Source organism: Bacillus sp. EB V-12, assembly GCF_056158125.1.
In genome coordinates this window covers 65,692-86,860 of sequence record NZ_JBUXJL010000007.1, presented here as the reverse complement: position 1 = coordinate 86,860, position 21,169 = coordinate 65,692, and the positions used below count along the sequence as shown (strand labels likewise).

Sequence of the window (21,169 nt, the reverse complement as noted above, 5' to 3'; positions counted from 1 at the left end):
TGTTAACTTGTAATGTAGATATACGTTTTTGGAAAGAAAATCACGATGTAAAATGTAAGATGTCTATGTGCATTTGAAAAAGTGTAGCTCCTACTTATTATGGTATCGTTTTTATATTCTTTCATAAGTAGTAGCTGAGTAAAAAGGGGTCGATTTTTTGGCACAACTTTTAGGGCAACAAGCACTGATTGCCATTGTTTCGCATTTATTGTTTATTACCATTACGTGGTGGGCCTTACAAGGCATTCACATTGAGCGTTTAATGAAGTCCGGAAAAGTGCTGCAGACGCGAGTATTACTCATCTTAATTACAATTGCAATTGGGACATCTGTAAGTAACTTTTTCCTTGATTATTTAGGCTATTCGAAGAGTTTAACGTATTTAGTAAAGTAAGTGTATAGAACCTCAAATCTCCGTTAACAATGGGGATAGGAGGGGATGAAATTGAAGCTTAAAGCCATTCTTATTGTTGCACTTAGTGTTGTTTTATTTTTGGTTGGATATAGAGAGATGAAACCGATAAGCGATGAACAGAAAATGGAGAGCATGATCAAGGCTTTAGAGAAAAATGATGCTAAAGTAGAAAAATGGTCATGGTTAGCGAGAGAAACAAAAACAATTTCTAACATACATACGTTTCAAAAGTTGTTAAACGATGTGAAGGAAAAGGCAAATATTCAAAAGTGGGAAGTAGAGCAATCTCCAGATGGATATAAAGCTACATCCTATAAAAAGCTTTCTTCTTATGAAGAACGAGTAGTAGTAACTTGGAGTAAAGAAAATACTAAAGAAAACACTTTCATTATCTTTGAAGTAAGTGGGGCGAAATGGGACCCGAAGTATGTTCAAAACATGAATAAAATTTTTAGTGAAAAACCTATAATTTACACTTGTGTTCAAGGTGTACTGAATGATAAGATTGAAGGTGTTTTGCAAAATAAAACCAATCAGGTTTTGAAAGATCTTTCAGCAAGAGCGATCGAACAAGTAGAAGAAAGAGCATTTGTGTCAGTCTCCGCATACAATAAAAAGTGGGATGACGCTCTTTCAACAAATAGAGAGAAAATAAATGTGCAAATAGCAATACGTTCTACAGACAACAAAGATACAATTGTGGTTGGCACACCGATCATAACTTCTGAGTATTGAGTGAATAGATACTGAAAAAAGGACACGGAGGGGAATAATTTGGAAAAGATCATCGTCCGTGGCGGAAAGCGGTTAAACGGCACAGTGCGTGTTGAGGGCGCAAAAAATGCTGTATTACCTATAATCGCTGCAGCCCTATTAGCGAGTGATGGAAAGAATGTACTATCTGAAGTACCAGTTTTGTCTGATGTATACACAATTAATGAGGTATTACGTCATTTAAATGCTGAAGTCGTATTTGAAAATAATCAAGTAACAATCGATTCTTCTAAAGAACTAAACATTGAAGCACCATTTGAATATGTACGTAAAATGCGTGCATCTGTTCAAGTAATGGGACCATTATTAGCACGTAACGGTCGTGCTCGTATTGCACTTCCTGGTGGATGTGCAATTGGTTCACGTCCAATTGACCAACATTTAAAAGGCTTCGAAGCAATGGGAGCAAAAGTACAGGTTGGTAACGGTTTTGTTGAGGCATATGTTGAGGGAGAACTAAAAGGAGCTAAAATCTACTTAGACTTCCCAAGCGTAGGCGCGACAGAAAACATTATGTCTGCAGCTACATTAGCAAAAGGGACAACAATTCTTGAAAACGCAGCGAAAGAACCAGAAATCGTTGACTTAGCTAACTTCTTAAATGCGATGGGAGCGAAAGTACGCGGAGCTGGAACTGGAACGATTCGTATCGAAGGCGTTGATAAATTATATGGTGCAAACCACTCTATTATTCCTGACCGTATTGAAGCGGGAACATTCATGGTTGCAGCAGCAATTACTGGTGGAGACATCTTAATTGAAAATGCTGTACCTGAACATTTACGCTCAATTACAGCGAAAATGGAAGAAATGGGTGTTAAAATTATTGAGGAAAACGAAGGTGTACGTGTTATCGGCCCAGATAAGTTAAAAGCGGTTGATATTAAAACTATGCCTCACCCAGGTTTCCCAACAGACATGCAATCACAAATGATGGCATTATTACTACAAGCTGATGGAACAAGCATGATTACAGAAACGGTATTCGAAAACCGCTTTATGCACGTTGAAGAATTCCGTCGTATGAATGCTGATATTAAAATTGAAGGTCGTTCTGTTATTATGAACGGTCCAAACAGCTTACAAGGTGCTGAAGTAGCAGCAACTGACTTACGTGCTGCAGCTGCATTAATCTTAGCTGGTTTAGTATCAGAAGGTTATACTCGTGTAACTGAGTTAAAACATCTTGACCGTGGCTATGTAAACTTCCATAAGAAATTAGCTGCATTAGGTGCAACTATTGAACGTGTAAACGAAAAAGTAGAAGAAGTGAAAGAACAAGAAGTTTCTGATCTTCACGCTTAATTGAAATAGTCTCTATGTCTTTTGACATAGGGGCTATTTTTTTGGGTTATTACTGTTATAGTCAATAAACTCTATACTTATGCATGTACCAGTAAAAATATTTAGAAAATTTCCGTTTTATACTCTTCCCCTTAAGTATGTTCTAAAAGAAAGAGTTGTTCCATAAGAATGAATGGAGTAAAGCTTTTATATTGGGGGAAAATAGGATGAAATTTTCAAAGCCACTTTTTATTACAGTAGCGCTCTTAATAGCGCTCGTTATCATTGTACCTGCAGCCCTTGTTATTCCATTTGCGAAAGCAAAAGTAGGGGAAGAAACGGCCTCTAAAACTCCTCCAGCGATAGAAAGCATACCAGCTCCAGGAAAAGTAGATACAGCTGTTCAAGTTGCTGTATATCGCGAAAAACAGAAGAAGGTAGAAACATTACCAGTGGAGGAGTATGTGACAGGTGTAGTAGCTTCTGAGATGAATGCCAGTTTTGAAATAGAGGCACTAAAGGCGCAGGCATTAGCAGCGAGAACATTTGTAGTACAACGTATGCTAAGCGGAGGAAAGAAAAATAATGCGGACGTGACAGATACGGTGAAAGATCAAGTGTACAAAAGCAAAGATGAATTGAAGAAGCAATGGGGTAATAACTACGAAAATAATTTGAAGAAAATCGAAGAAGCCGTTTCGAAAACAGCAGGACAAGTTTTAACGTATGATGGAAAACCAATTTCAGCATCCTTCTTTTCAACGAGTAATGGCCGAACAGAAAATGCAGCTGACTATTGGGGAAATGATTATCCGTACTTGAAAAGTGTAGATAGTCCGTGGGATCAAGCCTCTCCAAAGTTTACGAGCGAGCAAACATTTACAGTAGCTGATTTTCAAAAACGTCTCGGTGTGAAAGTGCTAGCAGACGGGAAGGTTGGAAATATTAAAGACCTTACGGAAGGAAAGCGCGTAAAGGATGTAGCTTTTCAAGGAAAAACATTAACTGGAAAAGAAGTTCGTGAAAAGTTAGATTTACGTTCTTCTGATTTTACGTGGAAACAACAAGGAGATAAAATCATCGTTACGACGAAAGGTTTCGGTCACGGCGTTGGTATGAGTCAATACGGGGCGAACGGCATGGCAGCGGAAGGAAAGAAATATACAGATATCGTCGCTCATTACTATAAAGGCGTTGAAATAAAGACGATGAATGATTATGAAGGGAAATTGATGGTGAAGAAATAGGTGTCAGAACTCTGGCACCTATTTTTTTTGTTTAAAATATCATAATTTTCCATTAACTGTTTGATATAATAGGATAAAAAGGCATTTGGGGGAAATGAAATGGCGTTACTAGAGTTGAAACAATTAGGGAAGACGAACCAGTTACCGGCAATTGAGCTAAAGGTTGAGAAAGGACAATGTATTGTTTTGCAATGCAATAATCATACAGCTAAAGTGTTACACCGCATTATTATTGGTGAAGAAGAAGCTTCGACTGGCAATGTACTGTTTGAAGGAGAAGTGATTGGAAAGAAAAATTATTCCCGCATCGGTTTTTGTTTTTTGAAAGATGAGGCATATGATCGTTTGAAGGTGAAGGAATACTTTAAGTTTTTAATAGGGCTTTATGAATCAAAGATAAGTATAGAAGAAGTTGTGCAGTCTGTTGGTCTCCTAGATAAGCTAAACGTTAAAATAGAAAAACTATCATTTTCAGAGAAACGTCGTCTTCATATTGGACGAATGATGATTCATAACCCGGATTTAATCATTTTGGAAGAGCCAGAGCAAAATGTAGATATAGAGAGTACGGTTATTATTCGAAAAGCAATTATGAAAATGAAAGAACAAGGAAAGGCAATTTTTATTACGTCATCATTTTTATCGGATGCCCTTTCGTTAACAGAGGATGTATACATATTAAACAACGATTGTGTGAAAAAGATAGAAATTGAGCAAGAGGAAGTGGAAGAAGTCGGTGAAGAAAAAGTCATTCAAATGATTCCGCAAATGAAGTTAGAAAGAATACCTGCGAAAGTGAACGATAAAATCATTTTACTTGATCCGATGGAAATCCATTTCATTGAAACGCAAAACGGGGTGACACATATTCACGTTCGTGAAGGTGATTTCGTATGTGCATTAACATTAAGCGAACTAGAAGCAAGGTTAACAGGTTTTGGTTTCTTTAGATGTCACCGCTCGTATCTTGTGAATTTACAAAGAGTACGAGAAGTGATTACATGGACTCGTAACAGTTTCAGTTTAATTTTGGATGACGAAAGAAAAAGTTCAATCCCGCTTTCAAAAGGACGCATGGATGAATTAAAAGGCGTGATTGGGCTATAAAAAAGTGTTCCAATAAGCTCAACATGCGATTCATTCACCGGTAAAAATACTCCTTTTACCGGTATTTTACTGCGTAAACCCTTTGCTTTTCATATGATTAAGTCAAGAAAAGCGAAACAAACGAACGAAAAGCGCTAAAGCGACTTTCATCTATAAAGAAGAAAAACAAAGGGGATGAAGAAATGACATTGGCAATTGAAATGAAAGATGTAATGAAAAGTTTCGACGGAAAAACGGCACTTCGAAATGTAAATATTGAGGTGAAGCGAGGAGAGATATTCGGATTCCTCGGACCGAGTGGATCTGGTAAGACGACAACAGTAAAAATTTTAACTTCTCAATTGCTTCATAGTGTTGGAACGGTAAGAGTATTAGGGAAAGATATTACAGGACCAAGTAGCATCGATTATAAACGAATTGGTATTTTAACAGACAACAGCGGTTTATACGAGAGACTTAGCATTTATGATAACTTACTATTATTTTGTGACTTATATGATTGCAAAAAAGAACGAATCGATGAAGTACTAGCACAAGTGAATTTATTAGATGATAAAAAAACACCAGTAAAAAAATTATCAAAGGGAATGAAGCAACGCGTCACACTAGCGAGAGCAATCCTTCATAAACCAGATATGCTCTTCTTAGATGAACCAACATCTGCACTTGATCCAGTAAACGTACAAAACATTCATAAAATCTTAAAAGACTTAAATGAAGAAGGAACGACGATTTTCTTAACGACTCACAACATGGATGAAGCAGAAACGCTTTGTAACCGTATTGCCTTCCTTTGTGGCGGAGAAATTGTAGCGCTTGATACGCCAGAGAACCTGCGCTTACAATACGCTAAGGATCAAATAGAGGTCGTATTAAAAGGTAAACGAAAAGAAGTAGTGCAAAAAGATGAATTAGGCGCAAATCGTATTTCAGAATGGATGAAAAAGGGCGAACTGTTATCTATTCATTCATACGAACCAACGCTAGGCGATATCTTTATTGAAGTTACTGGGAGGGGATTATAATGACATTTTCAATGAGACGGTTTTCGGCTATTGTAAGAAAAGAAATAAGTGATGCAGGTAAAAACTCACAAGTTATATTAATGGCGCTATTACCTATTCTACTTGCTGTATTTTATAGTAATATGGATTCTATAAAAGAGTTCTTTGCAGGTTTTATTATTGTAATGACGATTACCATGGTGGGAAGTTATGTGCAAGCAATTATTATTGCAGAGGAGAAGGAAAAACACACGTTACGAGTATTGATGTTGTCTCCAGCAAGTCCAATAGAAGTTATTTTAGGTAAAAGTGTATTAACTGTATTTTTTGTACTAGCATCTAGTTTTATTAGTTTAGTGATTTTAGATACTTTTAAAGGAAATATTAGTATGCTAGTTATTATTATTTTAATAGGAACATTGTTATGTGTCGTTTTAGGTACTATAGTTGGCTTACTATCCCAAAATATAGCACAAACATCTATATTGGGGCTTCCGATTTTTATAATATTCATAATGGGGCCGATGCTACAAGAAATGGTTAAGAATGAGTTTATTATAAAAGTAGTTAAGCTTCTTCCGACAAATCATGTTATGGAAGCATTGCAAAAAGTTATAAAGGGAGAAGGATTTATTGCGATTCAAGAACATATTTTAAACAATACAATTTGGACTATATGCCTTATCATTCTTTGTATTATTGTATACAAAAAGAAACAATTAGACTAAAAACTGAGCTAAAAGTGCTCAGTTTTTTCTTTTTTCTATCATTTCCTCGGAAATTTTACAGTTCTTATACATATTTTTACAGATTTTGTCGAAAAGTAATTAGTTATACGTTGTATAGGATACGTGAATATTGTTCAAAATGATTGCTGAGGTGATGATGGAATGCGAGGAAGAAATAATAAAAAGTCGCAAAAGGTAGTACATTTATTTCAAAAAAGATGGGTGTTTCCGGCACTATACATTGCTTGTGCAGCGGTAATCTTAATGGTTGCGCTATGGTTCCAAGGAGCTAATCCGAAGAAGACTCCAAACCACGATCAAGCAACACCGTATACACAATCGGAAGATCCAGCAGTACCAGTAACGAAATCTTCAGAAGTAGTGAAAATGCCAGCTGCCGCGAATGCGGAAGTAGTCGTACAGAAGAAATTCTATGAAGATGCAGCAACTGAGGCGGAACAAGAAAAAGCACTTGTCTTTTATAACAACACATATTCCCCAAACAAAGGAATTGACATTGCTGCGAAGAATGGAAAAGAATTCAATGTTGCTGCTGCTTTAAGTGGTACAGTAACGAAAGCTGAAAAAGATTCACTTCTTGGTTATGTTGTAACAGTTGATAGTGGAAATGGTGTAGCGGTATCTTATCAAAGCTTAGGCAGTGTGAAAGTAGAAAAAGGTGCAAGAGTTGCACAAGGTGAAGTATTAGGAACATCCGGTCTAAGTGCAATGAATAAAGAGGCAGGCTCTCACGTTCACTTTGAAGTACGTAAAGACAATGTGGCTGTGAACCCTGAACGTTACTTAAATAAATCAGTAACAGAAATTAAAGCTGATGCAGGTGCTGCAAAGGCTACGAATGCTTCTGGTAAAAAAGCTGATGACAAATCTCAAAAAGAAGAGAAGTCAACGAGCACGAAACCTGAAAGTAAAACAGAAGACAAGTCTCAAAAAGAAGAGAAATCAACAAGCGGTTCAACTAGTGACAAAAAAGAAGAACCGAAGAAAGAAGAAAAATCAACAAATGGTTCTACAGAATCATCTAACGATTCTTCTTCACAAGAATAAGAAAGTGAAAAAATCAGTTCTCACTAGGAGAGCTGATTTTTTTATTTCCATATAAAAATACTCAATTTCGAGAAAAAAGTTGCAAAAACAAGGAAAAATGACGAGATTCTCGAATATATATTACAAAAGGGAGGGGATACTGTGTCATTTTTATTTGTTCTGTCGACTGCTATTATTTTATTGTTTGTTTTATTCACCTTATATTATTATATTGCCAGTAAGAAAGAGGTTCCCCACCATCAATTATTAGAAGAAGAGTTTGAAAGAGAAGAATGACGCCTTATATATAAGGTGTCATTTTTTTTCGCCAAAATAGTCACTGTTAACGTATTTCTCACAAAAAAATGTAATTTTTCTTAACTTAGTCCGCAAAAATAGTGAACATGTAGCATATATCAGTAGTGCGGGCAATACAATGGTATAAACCAAAGCAAAGAGAGTGTTTGAGGTGAGAAATCGTGAATCATTTCATTATAAATCCAAGAATGTTTAACGCTTACAAACAGCACTCACACTTACTTCTTAGTCGTATGCAGCGAGGCTCATTTCACCCTTCTCACATCCAAATTAGGGAGGCGAGTGGTGTGCACGATTACATCAAAGAGAGAACTATCAAGATTGGTAAGTATATCGTGGAGACAAGAAAGACAGTGCGTGTCATTGCAAAGGAATTTGGGGTATCAAAGAGTACAGTCCATAAAGATTTAACAGAACGTCTACCAGAAATTAATCCAGAGCTCGCAAATGAAGTGAAAGAAATTCTTGATTATCATAAGTCTATTCGTCATTTAAGAGGTGGAGAAGCAACAAAGCAAAAGTATAGAAAAGAAGATGTAGAGAAGCCTGTACGTCAATAATGTTACGGTAGCAAACATTCCGTTCACATTCGGTAATATTTTTCAGAAGAATTCTTTTTGCGAATATTACGTTTCTGTTAAATTTATGATAAAATCAGAAATTAGGTGAAAAGAATTCGGGTGTAACCTGATTTTGAATATCGAGGAGGAAAAAACGGGAATGTTTGCGCGAGATATCGGAATTGACCTAGGTACGGCTAACGTATTAATTCATGTTAAAGGTAAGGGTATTGTATTAAATGAGCCATCTGTTGTGGCAATCGATCGTAATAGTGGTAAAGTATTAGCAGTAGGTGAAGAAGCGAGAAGCATGGTGGGACGTACGCCTGGTAATATTGTAGCAATCCGTCCACTTAAAGATGGTGTAATCGCAGATTTCGAAATTACAGAAGCAATGTTAAAGTATTTCATTAACAAATTGGACGTAAAGAGCTTCTTTTCAAAACCTCGTATTTTAATTTGTTGTCCAACAAATATTACATCAGTAGAACAAAAAGCAATTCGTGAAGCTGCTGAACGTTCAGGTGGTAAAACAGTATTTTTAGAAGAAGAACCAAAAGTAGCCGCAGTTGGTGCTGGTATGGAAATCTTCCAACCAAGCGGTAACATGGTTGTTGATATTGGTGGAGGTACAACAGATATCGCTGTACTATCTATGGGTGATATTGTTACCTCTTCCTCTATCAAAATGGCTGGCGATAAGTTTGATATGGAGATCTTAAACTATATTAAACGTAAGTATAAGCTATTAATCGGAGAACGTACTTCAGAAGATATTAAAATTAAAGTTGGTACAGTATTCCCAGGTGCACGTAGCGAAGAGCTTGAAATTCGCGGACGTGACATGGTAACAGGCTTACCACGTACAATTACAGTATGCTCTGAAGAAATTACAGAAGCATTAAAAGAAAATGCAGCTGTTATTGTACAAGCTGCAAAAGGCGTATTAGAGCGCACACCACCAGAATTATCTGCAGATATCATCGACCGCGGTGTTATTCTAACAGGCGGTGGAGCTTTACTACACGGTATCGACATGCTTCTAGCAGAAGAACTAAAAGTACCAGTATTAATTGCTGAAAATCCAATGCACTGCGTTGCGGTTGGTACAGGCATTATGTTAGAGAATATCGACAGATTACCAAAGCGTGCTTTGAGATAATTTGAAAGAACTAAGGCTGACGCCTTAGTTCTTTTTTTCGTTTTTATATTTTTTTATTTTGTTTTTTTGCGAAAATGGAAGAAAAATAGAGAAATGTGAAGGAAACAGGTAAAATATTCATATATATGGTTAAATTTAATATTTCCTTAATTGAAAACGTTTATAATATAATGAGTCGAATACGACATTAAGGCAAATAATGTTTCAATACATATTGCCTTTCCCTAATTTGGGCATACACTCCTTTCCACCTCCGTGTCAGTTGCAAAAATGTGCAACTATTTTAATGGAATAGAGTGTGTGCATTTTTTTTAGGAAGTTGTGCTAAATATAAAATGTTACTTTGTAATGACAAACAATAAACAAAATGGGATAATAGCAATATGTCCAAGTGGTAAGACCAATATTACAAAAGGGGCGATTGTTACATGCTAAATATAGAACAAATTAAAGAAATCATTCCTCACCGCTATCCATTTTTACTTGTTGATAAAATATTAGAAGTAGATGAAGGCAAAAGAGCGGTTGGGATTAAAAATGTATCCGCAAACGAAGAATTCTTTAACGGACACTTCCCTGACTATGCAGTTATGCCTGGTGTACTTATTGTAGAAGCATTAGCGCAAGTAGGAGCAGTTGCAGTATTAAAGAAAGAAGAAAACCGTGGAAGACTTGCTTTCTTTGCAGGTATCGACAATTGCCGTTTCAAAAAACAAGTACGCCCAGGTGATCAGCTTCGTCTAGAAGTAGAAATGACACGCGTACGCGGTCCAATTGGAAAAGGAAAAGCAATTGCAACAGTAGATGGTGAAGTTGCATGTGAGGCAGAAATTACATTTGCAATTGGTGATAAAAAAGAATAGATAGTACTAAAAAATCTCCTTGTGAAAAAGACAAGGGGATTTTTTTAATTTATGCTATATAACGATGAAACAATAATATACAAACTAATCAGAAAATATCTTGTAAATAGATGGTAATTACCATATACTTACTTTATTATTTATTTAGAAAACAGGATAAGCGATAAAGGTATTAAAGAAATAAAGGCATTGTCATATTGTTAAGGTACTTAAGTAAGACAAATTAGAATGTTATTGATTATGATGAGATATGGGGAAATCAGCAAAAATATTAATTAGACGTATGAAATCGAGCATAAAAGAGAGAAAAGGGAAATGTCGCATTTCACAAAAGGAGATTATGAATATGTTCGGGAGAAAGAAAAGAAAACCATTACGACAATTAATTACACATAAAGAGCCTAAATCGCGTATTACAGAACAATACCGTAACATTCGTACAAACATTGAGTTTACATCTGTAGATAATCATGTTCGTTCTATTATTGTTACTTCAGCCGACCCAGGTGATGGGAAAACAACAACAATCGCAAACTTAGCAGTTGTTTTCGGACAACAAGGAAAGAAAGTTTTATTAATTGGAGCTGACTTGCGTAAGCCGACGATACAAAACTTATTTGCTATTCATAGTTCAAATGGGTTAACGAACTTATTATCAGGACAAGCGAAACTTATGCAATGCATTCAAAAAACAGATATAGAGAACGTATACTTAATGGCAGCAGGTCCAATCCCGCCAAACCCAGCAGAACTGTTAGGGAGCCGGGCAATGGACGAGGCGTTGCTAGAAGCGTATAACATGTTTGATATTATATTAATCGACACACCACCTGTCCTTGCGGTTACGGATGCGCAAATACTTGCAAATAAATGTGATGGAATCGTACTCGTTGTACGCAGTGAAAAGACGGAAAAAGATAAAATCGTAAAAGCGAAACAAATATTAGATAAAGCATCAGGCAAACTACTTGGAGTCGTTTTAAACGATAAAAGAGAAGAAAAAGAGCAATATGGTTATTACTAAAATATGAAAAAGCCAACAAAAATTTTGTTGGCTTTTTGTTGTTTTCTGAAAATTCTTTATCAAGTTACACAATGTGAAAAAAGTGATAAAATAAAAATTTTGGAAAATGATTGGAATGTGTTGTCATATTTAAGATAATTTTGTAAGATTAAACTTGTTTCTTGTGAACAAATATAAAACTGAATTATTAAAAATAAAAAATGTAAGATTTATATGTTATAATTTTTCCTATGTGTAAATTTTAGAAAGTTGGAGGAACCTATGGAAGAAACAATTAGTCTAAAAGAGTTATTTCATATCTTAAAAAAACGTTTAGCAATGATCCTCGTAATCGCCTTTGGTGCAGCTATTGTAAGTGCTATCATTAGCTTTTTCTTCATGACACCAATCTATCAATCTTCGACGCAAATTCTTGTTAATCAGAAGAAGCAAGAAGGGGCAGCAATTCAGTACAATGAAGTACAAACAAATATTCAATTAACAAATACATATAAGGTTATTATAAAAAGCCCTGTTATTTTGGACCAAGTAAAAGAAAAATTAGGTTTGAACATAACAACACAAGAGTTGAACAAAAAAATCGAAGTGGCTAATGAAAAAGATTCACAAGTCGTAGCGGTAACTGCGCAAGACAAAGATCCGAAATTAGCTCGTGATATTGCTAACACAACTGCAGAAGTATTTAAAGGTGAAGTTGCGAAGATTATGAGTGTGGATAATGTTACGGTACTTTCTAAGGCTGAGTTATCAGAAGAATTATCACCAATTAAACCACGTCCAATGTTAAACGTAGCAATCGCTTTCTTTGTTGGTTTAATGGCTTCAATTGGTCTTGCATTCTTACTAGAGTACTTAGATAACACAGTGAAAAAAGAAGAAGATGTGGAAAACTTACTTGGCTTACCAGTATTAGGAATTGTAGCTCGTATGGATGAAGAAACAATGAACGTGAAATCACACGCTCCATCATCAAGAAAAGTGAGGGGACAAACAATTGGCTCTTAATTTATTTAAAAAGAAAAAGAATCATCGTCAACGCCGTCAATTAATTGCTCATCAACAACCGAAATCACCAATTTCAGAACAATATCGTAATATTCGAACGAATATTGAATTTGCGGCTATTGATACGAATTTACATTCATTAATGGTCACGTCTGCAAACCCAAGTGAAGGGAAAACAACAACGACGGCGAATATGGCAGTGGTGTTTGCTCAACAAGGAAAAAAAGTATTATTAATTGATGCAGATATGCGTAAACCAGCAATGCATCAAATGTTCCAAGTAGATAATATTTTTGGACTAACAAATGTATTAACACATAGTGAACGTTTAGAAAAATGTGTGCAAACAACATTAGTTGATAATCTACACTTTTTAGCTTGTGGTCCAATCCCACCAAATCCGGCCGAATTGTTAGGTTCAAAATCAATGAAAGAGCTTCTTGGACAAGCATACAGCATGTACGACTTAGTTATTTTTGATATGCCACCTATTTTAGCTGTTACCGACGCACAAATTATGGCAAATGTATGTGATGCTTCTATTCTTGTTGTTCGTAGTGAATCAACAGAGAAAGAAACAGCGGTAAAAGCAAAAGGATTGTTAGAATCGGCTAAAGGTAAATTGTTAGGTGTCGTTCTAAATGACCGTGAACGTGAACAAGGATTATATTATTATTACGGTGCAAACTAATTAAAAGAGTGAGATATGGTTGAAACATATCTCCTTTTTTCCCTTGAATATGAGAAATCTCTCATATTCAAGGGAAAAAAGATCTTTATAGGAGAGAGGGAGGATGAAACAAATGATAGATTTACATTGTCACATTTTACCTGGTATCGATGACGGTGCACAAACAGTAACCGATAGTTTAGCGATGGCACAACAAGCCGCTTCAGAAGGAATACATACAATTGTCGCAACGCCGCACCATCAAAATGGAAAATATGTAAATGAACGTACCTCAATTATTCATCACGTAAAACAATTAAATGATGAACTACAACAACATAATATCCCACTTACTATTTTACCGGGACAAGAAGTCAGGTTATATGGTGATTTATTAGAAGACTATGAAGCTGGTAAAATCGTTACTTTAAATGAAACAAATAAATATATATTCATTGAATTTCCGTCGAATCACGTACCTCGTTATGCCGAACAATTATTATACGAATTACGTGTAAAGGGAATGATTCCAATTATTGTTCACCCAGAACGTAATGCCGAGTTAATCGAGCGGCCAGATAAGTTATATAACATTGTAAATAAAGGTGCATTAACACAAGTAACAGCAGGTAGTTTGCTTGGGAAATTTGGTAAAAAGATTAAAAAATTCTCACTACAGCTTGTGGAACATAATTTAACACATATGATTGCATCAGATGCACATAACACAACGTCAAGAGGATTTCATTTAGCAGAGAGCTATGAATTAATCGAGAAAGAATTTGGAATGAATGTTATGAGTGATTTGAAAGAAAATCCGTACTTAATAATTAGCGGGAAAGCAATTTATAAAGAAGATCCAGAACAAATTCGCCGTAAAAAATTGTTCGGTATTTTTTAATTGAAGAGTTTGGGTGATGTCTCCTAACCGTTATCAACGGGGGCACTCGGTCGTGCTGTGGGTAGAAATTTTTATTTCGAGCCTACCTTAGACGCTTGTCGTCGGGAGTATGACGTGAGGGTGGGTTAGATGCCCATAATTTATTTATGTTAGAAACTCTACTTATGGAGTTGTAAAGACGACCCTATAAGTAGGGTTTTTGTTATTGCTACATATAAATATTTAAATGCGGAGGGTCATAATTGAAAAAAGTAAGAAAGGCAATTATTCCAGCGGCTGGTCTTGGGACAAGATTTTTACCAGCAACAAAAGCGATGCCAAAAGAAATGTTACCAATCGTCGATAAGCCCACAATTCAATACATAGTGGAAGAAGCAATAGAATCAGGAATTGAAGATATTATTATTGTTACTGGAAAAGGAAAGCGTGCCATTGAGGACCACTTTGATCATTCTTTCGAGCTTGAGCAAAGCCTTTTAGAAAAAGGAAAGTATGAAATGCTTGAAAAAGTACAAGCTTCCTCAAAAATTAACATTCATTACATAAGACAAAAGGAACCAAAAGGGCTAGGACATGCAGTATGGTGCGCACGTAAATTTATTGGAAATGAACCATTTGCGGTACTACTTGGTGATGATATTGTGCAAGCGGAAACACCATGTTTACGCCAATTAATGGATCAATATGAAGGTACACAGTCATCGGTTATCGGTGTACAAACAGTACCAGAAAACGAAACACATCGTTACGGCATTATCGATCCAATTGAACAAAACGACCGTCGTTATCAAGTGCGCCAGTTTGTTGAAAAGCCAGCGGTAGGTACAGCACCATCAAATTTAGCGATTATGGGTCGTTACGTATTAACACCAGAAATTTTTATGTTCCTTGAAAGTCAACAAACAGGTGCAGGTGGGGAAATTCAATTAACAGATGCGATTCAACGATTAAATGAAATTCAACGTGTATTTGCATATGACTTTGAAGGTATTCGTTATGATGTAGGCGAGAAGTTTGGCTTTATTAAGACGACAATAGAATTTGCCTTGCAAGATATAAATTTAAAAGAAGATATGATCACTTACATGAATGAAGTATTAAAAAATAGTAATTAAAAATAATTTAACTGGGGGAGTGTCAATTGAGTAAAACTTCATTGGCTAAAGTTGAAATTTTAGAAAATGAGGAAGTACATATAAAAAAGAAAAGTACATCCTATGTTTTTATTAAGAGAGCTTTAGATATTATAGGAGCTATTATTGGGTTAGTTATCTTCTCTCCATTTTTTCTAGTAATTCCATTTTTGTTTTTACTAGGAGAAAATAAGGGGCCTGTTTTCTTTAAGCAGGTAAGGATAGGCGAAAAAGGTAAAGAGTTCCGAATATATAAGTTTCGTACTATGATTGTAAACGCAGAAGAAAAATTAAAGAAAAATAAGGAATTATACAGGAAATATTTAGAGAATAATTACAAATTAGAACAACATGAAGACCCAAGAATTACTGGGTTAGGCCGATTTTTAAGAAAAACTAGCTTAGACGAAATCCCACAATTTCTTAATGTATTAAAGGGGGAAATGAGTCTAGTTGGCCCACGCCCAGTAGTTGTAGAGGAGTTAGAGGAGTACCAGGAGAAAGTACATGAATTTTTATCTGTAAAACCAGGGGTAACGGGTTATTGGCAGGTAAGTGGTAGAAGTGATGTAGGTTACCCTGAGCGTGTAGATTTAGAATTATACTATGTTTATAATGCATCTGTTTGGTTTGATATTAAAATTTTACTATTAACAGTAAAAAATGTTTTATTAAGTAAGGGTGCATACTAATTATTTAGTGTAAGGAGATTGGAAAATGAAAATATTAGTAGTTGGTACAGGATATGTTGGTTTAGTTTCAGGAGTTTCTTTGGCTGAAATTGGTCATAATGTTACATGTTTAGATATTGATGAAATGAAAGTTCATAAATTGCGAGAGGGTATTTCACCAATTTATGAACCAGGGATTGAAAAATTAATTAAAGATAATCTAGATAAAGGCACACTGTCTTTTGAAGTAGCGAATAATAATAGTTATAGAGATGCTGATGTGATTTATATTGCGGTTGGTACGCCAGAAAAAGAAGATGGTTCAGCAAATTTATCATATATTTATAAAGTTTGTGAGGATATTGCGAATTCAATTACAAAAAATGTAGTTATAGTAGTGAAAAGTACGGTACCAGTTGGTACAAACCATAAAATTAAAGCGTATGTCGAGGAGAATTTAAGCGATAAGGAACTAGTTGTTCAGATTGTTTCAAATCCAGAGTTTTTACGAGAAGGTTCTGCCATTGAGGATGTGTTTAATGGAGATCGTATTGTAATTGGAGCAGATAATAAAGAGGCTGGAAAGATAATTGAAGAAATTAATAAACCTTTTAATACACCTATCTATATGACGAATATAAATAGTGCAGAAATGATAAAATACGCATCAAATGCATTTTTAGCTACAAAGATTAGTTTTATCAATGAGATTGCTAATGTTTGTGAAAAAGTAGGGGCCGATGTAGAGAGCGTAGCATATGGAATGGGATTAGATAGCCGAGTAGGGAATCAGTTTTTAAAAGCTGGACTCGGATATGGAGGATCTTGTTTTCCAAAAGATACAAAGGCCTTAAGAAAAATTGCAGAAAATGTGGATTATGATTTTTCTTTATTAAGTGCTGTAATTGAGTTTAATAATAAACAGCAGAGAAGGCTTTTAAATCAAGCTATAGAAGATTTTGGAACTTTAAAAGGGAAGTCTATAGGAATATTAGGTCTTGCATTTAAACCAAATACGGATGATATTCGTGAGGCTGCTTCATTGGCAATTATACCAGAACTTATAGAAATGGGAGCAGAAGTAAAAGCATATGATCCTGTTGCTATTGAGAATGCAAAAAAAGTACTATCACCAAAAGTAAGATATTTTGAGGACCCAATTGAAACAATAAAAGATACTGACGCAGTGTTTATTTTAACTGAATGGAACGAGATTAAATCTTTAAGTATAGAAAGCTTCGTAGAAGAAATGAAAATACCAAATATATATGATGGTAGAAATTGTTTTGATTTAGAAAACATAGAAGAATATAAAGTGAACTACTATTCAATAGGTAGGAAAAACATTAGCAGAATAAACAGAGATATTTTGGTGTGAATATAAAATAAATAGATAAATTCCAATGATTTTTTGTTAAGTAATTATTGGAGATATAAGGAAGGTTTTAATGAATTATAAAGGATTAGTAAAGTATATAGATTATCTATTATTCATGATGCTTTTCTACTTGACATCAATAGGGATTATTAGGACGGTTTTTCCAAAAGATAGTATGATTTTACTAATCTATGGATACTATAGTGTTCGAATTATTTTATATATCTTTTTAGAAAAAGGAAAGATTTACTTTTCTAAAAGTATAGTGTGTATTTTAATATATGCATTTGTATCTTTTATGTGGTCAAATTATCCAAGTGAAAGCTTTAAATCTGCAGTTTTTTATTTGATCATGCCTACGCTAATAATGTTTTTTTTAATTAGCGTATATAAGTTTAAAGAGATATTGCGCCTTATTTTTGTGGTAGGCTTGTTTATTACTGTTGTTTCACTATTCACTATTCAAATAGAACCAGATAAAGGTATTGCATCCAACGGTGAGTGGATTGGTGTGTTTGTACATAAAAATCCATTAGGCTTTTCAATGTTTTTATATGCTGTTCTCACATTTTTCTATTTTCTTGATTCTGAAAAAATGTATAAAAAAGGAATTTATTTATTGATAATGCTTGTCCAGGGAATAATTCTTTTTAACAGTGGTTCTGTAACTAGCTTAGTAATATTATTACTAGGTATTTGCTTAACCATAACTTTAGCCTTATACCGAAAGGTGAAAAATAATTATTTAAGAATGATGTTTACCTCGCTTACTTTAGGAGCAGTTTTTACCTTTGGGATTTATTTAGCTATGAATATTAATAATATATTCGGGTTATTAGGAAGAGATCTTACTTTTACTGGAAGAACGAGTATATGGAATGCTATTTTCACAATGATGAATAATCATTGGATATTAGGATATGGATTTGATAGCTTTTGGATTAAAGATAGTGCAACCAAAAATTATGTTGATTTTTATATGTACACAGATGTTCCACATGCACATAATAATTATATTGATATCGTTGCTAATATGGGGATTATTGGATTATTAGTAGTGGTACTAAGTTTTATTTGTTATGTAATAAATAATATGAGAATAAATGCAAATAAAAAGGAGCTAATGGATTACTTTTCAATTGTATTTTTGATTTTATTATTTATTCATGAATTTAATGAAAGTTATTTTATTAGGCCTATGACCGTAAGTAATGTTTGGTGTCTGTATGTTCTTATGTATATGGGAATTAAGTTGAAATTGAAAAATATTAAGGTCTATAGAAAAAAAAATAGTAAACCTAATGGCGATATTTAGTGCTAAGGAAGTTTTTAGAGTGCAGGGGTTTTAAAGATGAGAACAAAAAAATCTTTTATAAACATAATTTATAATTTGTCATTTAATTTTATTAATTTGTTTTTGGGTTTCTTTTCTAGGGCCATATTCTTACAGATTTTTAATACTGATTATCTAGGCTTAATTACTATCGTAACTAATATCATTGGCGTAGTAAGCTTAATGGAATTGGGTGTGTCTGCTGCTATTGCATACACACTTTATTCTCACCTTCAAGATAAGAATTTTAAGAAGATAAACGAGTTAATGAAATTTATAAAAATAACCTATAGTATTATAGGTTTTTTAATATTAGGAGTTGGAGTTTTAGTAATTCCTTTTTTTGATATTATTTTTAAATCCAATCTTAGTAGTATAGAGGTTTATGTAACGTATTTATTATTTTTAATAACTACAGCCTTTTCATACTTCATGACATATAAGCATGTATTAGCTATTTCAGATCAAAATGCTTATGTTATTACAAGAACAACGGGGATAATAAGAATAGTAAAAACAGTTATCCAAATTACAGTAATACTATATACTAAGAATTTTTTGGCATGGGTTATTTTAGAATGTTTAGGAAATGTAATTACTTATATTTTAATTAATAGAGAGATTGATAGAAAATATTCTTGGTTAAATCTTACATCATTAAAAAAATATAAGGAATTAGCGAGAGATAATAAAGGTGTTTTAACTAATATAAAAAATATTATGGTGCACAAAATCTCGGGAACAGTTACTACACAAACTGATAGTATAATAATTTCAATTGTTTCAACTACAAGAGATATTGCATTATATTCTAATTATTTACTGATAGTAAATGGATTAACAACTATTATTTCGCAAATATTTAATGGGTTTACTGCTAGCATAGGTAATTTAATATCTGAAGGAAATAATAAAAAATCTTATAAAGTATTTTTACAGTTATATTATTTAGAATTTTTTATTGGTATAAGTGCTTCATATACGTTTTATAAGCTAGCAAACGAGTTTATTGGGGTATGGATTGGAAAAGAGTATGTTTTTACTCAAGCATTAGTTTTTGTTATTGCGTGTAATTTCTTTATCCAAGTTACTAGAAGAACGGTAGATTATTTTAAAGACGGTTATGGGATTTTTTGGGACGTATATGCGCCATTGATCCAAGTTATTATAAATTTATTTGTTTCAATTTATCTTGGTGAAATGTATGGTGTTATAGGAGTGTACTTGGGGACTTTAGCGAGTAGTTTACCTATAATTGTATTTTGGAGGCCGTATATATTATTTAAAGCAGGATTCAAATGCAGTGTTAAGTCCTATTTTATGCACTTTACTTTATTAACAAGTATCTCTCTTGGAACTATAATCGTCGTGGAAAATATAATGAGTTGGTTCACTATTAAAGTGAATGGCATAGGCACTTTATTGATAAATGGAGTTATGATTTTTTCTTCTATAACGATTATATTGTTTATTTGCTTGTTGCCAATTTCATATTTTAGAGCAGTGATATTTAAAATTTTAAACTTTTTAGTTAAGCGTTAAGTTATGTATAACTTTTAGTCAGAAAAGACGGTGGTTAAGATGGAAAAAACATTAATAAGTGTGGTTGTACCTACTTATAATAGAGGGGACTTGATAAGAAGGACAGTTGATAGTGTATTATCTCAAACATATTCTAATTTTGAATTAATAATTGTGGATGATGCTTCAACTGATAATACAGAAGAAATTATTAACAGTTATAAAGATAGCAGAATTAAATATATAAAGTTAGAAGAAAACACTCATGGCACTAGACCAAGAAATACTGGGATTCTGCAAAGTCAAGGTGAATATATTGCTTTATTAGATTCGGATGATGAATGGTTACCGAATAAGTTAGAAAAGCAAATAGATTTTATTAAACATAGTGGACAAACAGATAATATAGTTTGCTTCACTGGTTTAATAGTAAAAGATGATGAAAAAGAAACCCTTTCTACTAATAGAGATTTAGAAGAGCATGAGGATATTATGGACTATATGTTCATTAATAATAATGGTACTTGGGTTCAAGCAAGTACTTATATGTTTTCTAGTCAATTAGGCAAGAAAACATTATTTAACCCAGAATTAAGAAAGCATCAAGATATCGATTTTTGTTTGCGTTTAAGAAATAATGGAGCAAAGTTTATAAATTTCAAGGAACATTTGACAATTTATCATCATGAGAAAAGGGAAGGAAGGGTAGGAAATAATAATAAGTTCTACCTATCTATTGAGTGGGGAGAAAATGTAAAAAAAGACTTATCTATAAGGGCATACCACTCATTTTTATTGATGTTTGTAGTATATCATTTGCTAGCTAATGGAAGAAAGAAAGAAGCGAGTAAGATTTATTATAAGGCATATAAAAGTAAAACAATTGATATCAGTACCTGTATTAAAGGTTTAATTAAATGTAGTATTCCGACAAAATTTTTAATGTATATATGGAATAAAAAAGGAACGGAATTTACATAAAGATTTGAAAGAGAAAATATATAGCTAACTAATTAAAATGAGG

22 protein-coding genes are annotated in these 21,169 nt (G+C 33.8%); all 22 read left to right on the top strand.

Features of this window, described 5'->3' with window-relative positions:
• Positions 1-157: 157 nt before the first annotated feature.
• Positions 158-394 carry a DUF1146 family protein gene (locus tag ACZDYH_RS20785; protein ID WP_000057889.1) on the top strand — a complete coding sequence of 79 codons (237 nt, stop codon included), beginning with the start codon at positions 158-160 and terminating at the stop codon, positions 392-394.
• Between the two features lie 51 nt (positions 395-445).
• Positions 446-1,150 (top strand): YwmB family TATA-box binding protein, encoded by a 705-nt coding sequence (locus ACZDYH_RS20780; RefSeq protein WP_000767916.1) that lies wholly within the window; start codon positions 446-448, stop codon positions 1,148-1,150.
• A 39-nt stretch (positions 1,151-1,189) separates the two neighbouring features.
• Entirely contained in the window at positions 1,190-2,494 is a 1,305-nt protein-coding gene (gene murA, locus ACZDYH_RS20775) for a UDP-N-acetylglucosamine 1-carboxyvinyltransferase (RefSeq protein WP_000411274.1), read from the top strand.
• Positions 2,495-2,700: 206 nt separating this feature from the next.
• Positions 2,701-3,720, top strand: coding sequence for a stage II sporulation protein D (gene spoIID / locus ACZDYH_RS20770; protein ID WP_000672663.1), 1,020 nt, complete (start codon positions 2,701-2,703; stop codon positions 3,718-3,720).
• A 99-nt stretch (positions 3,721-3,819) separates the two neighbouring features.
• Positions 3,820-4,827, top strand: coding sequence for a LytTR family transcriptional regulator DNA-binding domain-containing protein (locus ACZDYH_RS20765; RefSeq protein ID WP_060851502.1), 1,008 nt, complete (start codon positions 3,820-3,822; stop codon positions 4,825-4,827).
• A 182-nt stretch (positions 4,828-5,009) separates the two neighbouring features.
• Complete coding sequence (locus ACZDYH_RS20760; RefSeq protein WP_088859680.1) at positions 5,010-5,852, top strand: ABC transporter ATP-binding protein; 843 nt, start codon at positions 5,010-5,012, stop codon at positions 5,850-5,852.
• Positions 5,852-6,559 carry an ABC transporter permease gene (locus ACZDYH_RS20755; protein WP_088859679.1) on the top strand — a complete coding sequence of 236 codons (708 nt, stop codon included), beginning with the start codon at positions 5,852-5,854 and terminating at the stop codon, positions 6,557-6,559. The genes ACZDYH_RS20760 and ACZDYH_RS20755 overlap by 1 nt, the downstream gene beginning before the upstream one ends.
• A gap of 162 nt (positions 6,560-6,721) precedes the next feature.
• Positions 6,722-7,627, top strand: coding sequence for a M23 family metallopeptidase (locus tag ACZDYH_RS20750; protein WP_001214926.1), 906 nt, complete (start codon positions 6,722-6,724; stop codon positions 7,625-7,627).
• 141 nt (positions 7,628-7,768) lie between these two features.
• The gene (locus ACZDYH_RS20745; protein ID WP_000008905.1) at positions 7,769-7,903 is read left to right on the top strand and encodes a hypothetical protein; all 135 of its coding nucleotides are present in this window, start codon (positions 7,769-7,771) and stop codon (positions 7,901-7,903) included.
• 308 nt (positions 7,904-8,211) lie between these two features.
• Positions 8,212-8,484 (top strand): sporulation transcriptional regulator SpoIIID, encoded by a 273-nt coding sequence (gene spoIIID / locus ACZDYH_RS20740; protein ID WP_000544012.1) that lies wholly within the window; start codon positions 8,212-8,214, stop codon positions 8,482-8,484.
• Positions 8,485-8,644: 160 nt separating this feature from the next.
• Positions 8,645-9,646 carry a rod shape-determining protein gene (mreB, locus tag ACZDYH_RS20735; RefSeq protein WP_000457978.1) on the top strand — a complete coding sequence of 334 codons (1,002 nt, stop codon included), beginning with the start codon at positions 8,645-8,647 and terminating at the stop codon, positions 9,644-9,646.
• 428 nt (positions 9,647-10,074) lie between these two features.
• Entirely contained in the window at positions 10,075-10,509 is a 435-nt protein-coding gene (gene fabZ / locus ACZDYH_RS20730; protein WP_000931959.1) for a 3-hydroxyacyl-ACP dehydratase FabZ, read from the top strand.
• A gap of 346 nt (positions 10,510-10,855) precedes the next feature.
• On the top strand, positions 10,856-11,533 hold the full coding sequence (locus tag ACZDYH_RS20725) for a CpsD/CapB family tyrosine-protein kinase (protein ID WP_000467945.1): 678 nt from the start codon (positions 10,856-10,858) through the stop codon (positions 11,531-11,533).
• 261 nt (positions 11,534-11,794) lie between these two features.
• On the top strand, positions 11,795-12,538 hold the full coding sequence (locus ACZDYH_RS20720; protein WP_474887089.1) for a YveK family protein: 744 nt from the start codon (positions 11,795-11,797) through the stop codon (positions 12,536-12,538).
• Entirely contained in the window at positions 12,528-13,229 is a 702-nt protein-coding gene (locus ACZDYH_RS20715) for a CpsD/CapB family tyrosine-protein kinase (protein ID WP_016099316.1), read from the top strand. Before ACZDYH_RS20720 ends, ACZDYH_RS20715 begins: the two co-directional genes overlap by 11 nt.
• 112 nt (positions 13,230-13,341) lie before the next feature.
• The gene (locus ACZDYH_RS20710) at positions 13,342-14,109 is read left to right on the top strand and encodes a tyrosine-protein phosphatase (RefSeq protein WP_050293046.1); all 768 of its coding nucleotides are present in this window, start codon (positions 13,342-13,344) and stop codon (positions 14,107-14,109) included.
• A gap of 242 nt (positions 14,110-14,351) precedes the next feature.
• On the top strand, positions 14,352-15,224 hold the full coding sequence (gene galU, locus ACZDYH_RS20705; RefSeq protein WP_075676672.1) for a UTP--glucose-1-phosphate uridylyltransferase GalU: 873 nt from the start codon (positions 14,352-14,354) through the stop codon (positions 15,222-15,224).
• A gap of 56 nt (positions 15,225-15,280) precedes the next feature.
• Positions 15,281-15,934, top strand: a complete 654-nt coding sequence (locus ACZDYH_RS20700) for a sugar transferase (RefSeq protein ID WP_371862108.1) — start codon at positions 15,281-15,283, stop codon at positions 15,932-15,934.
• A 25-nt stretch (positions 15,935-15,959) separates the two neighbouring features.
• Positions 15,960-17,291: a UDP-glucose dehydrogenase family protein gene (locus ACZDYH_RS20695; RefSeq protein ID WP_075676668.1), complete on the top strand. Its 1,332-nt coding sequence runs from the start codon at positions 15,960-15,962 to the stop codon at positions 17,289-17,291.
• Positions 17,292-17,361: 70 nt separating this feature from the next.
• Complete coding sequence (locus tag ACZDYH_RS20690; RefSeq protein ID WP_075676666.1) at positions 17,362-18,606, top strand: O-antigen ligase family protein; 1,245 nt, start codon at positions 17,362-17,364, stop codon at positions 18,604-18,606.
• A gap of 36 nt (positions 18,607-18,642) precedes the next feature.
• On the top strand, positions 18,643-20,166 hold the full coding sequence (locus tag ACZDYH_RS20685) for a lipopolysaccharide biosynthesis protein (RefSeq protein ID WP_075676664.1): 1,524 nt from the start codon (positions 18,643-18,645) through the stop codon (positions 20,164-20,166).
• A 39-nt stretch (positions 20,167-20,205) separates the two neighbouring features.
• Positions 20,206-21,126, top strand: a complete 921-nt coding sequence (locus ACZDYH_RS20680; protein WP_078187511.1) for a glycosyltransferase family 2 protein — start codon at positions 20,206-20,208, stop codon at positions 21,124-21,126.
• Positions 21,127-21,169 lie beyond the last annotated feature (43 nt).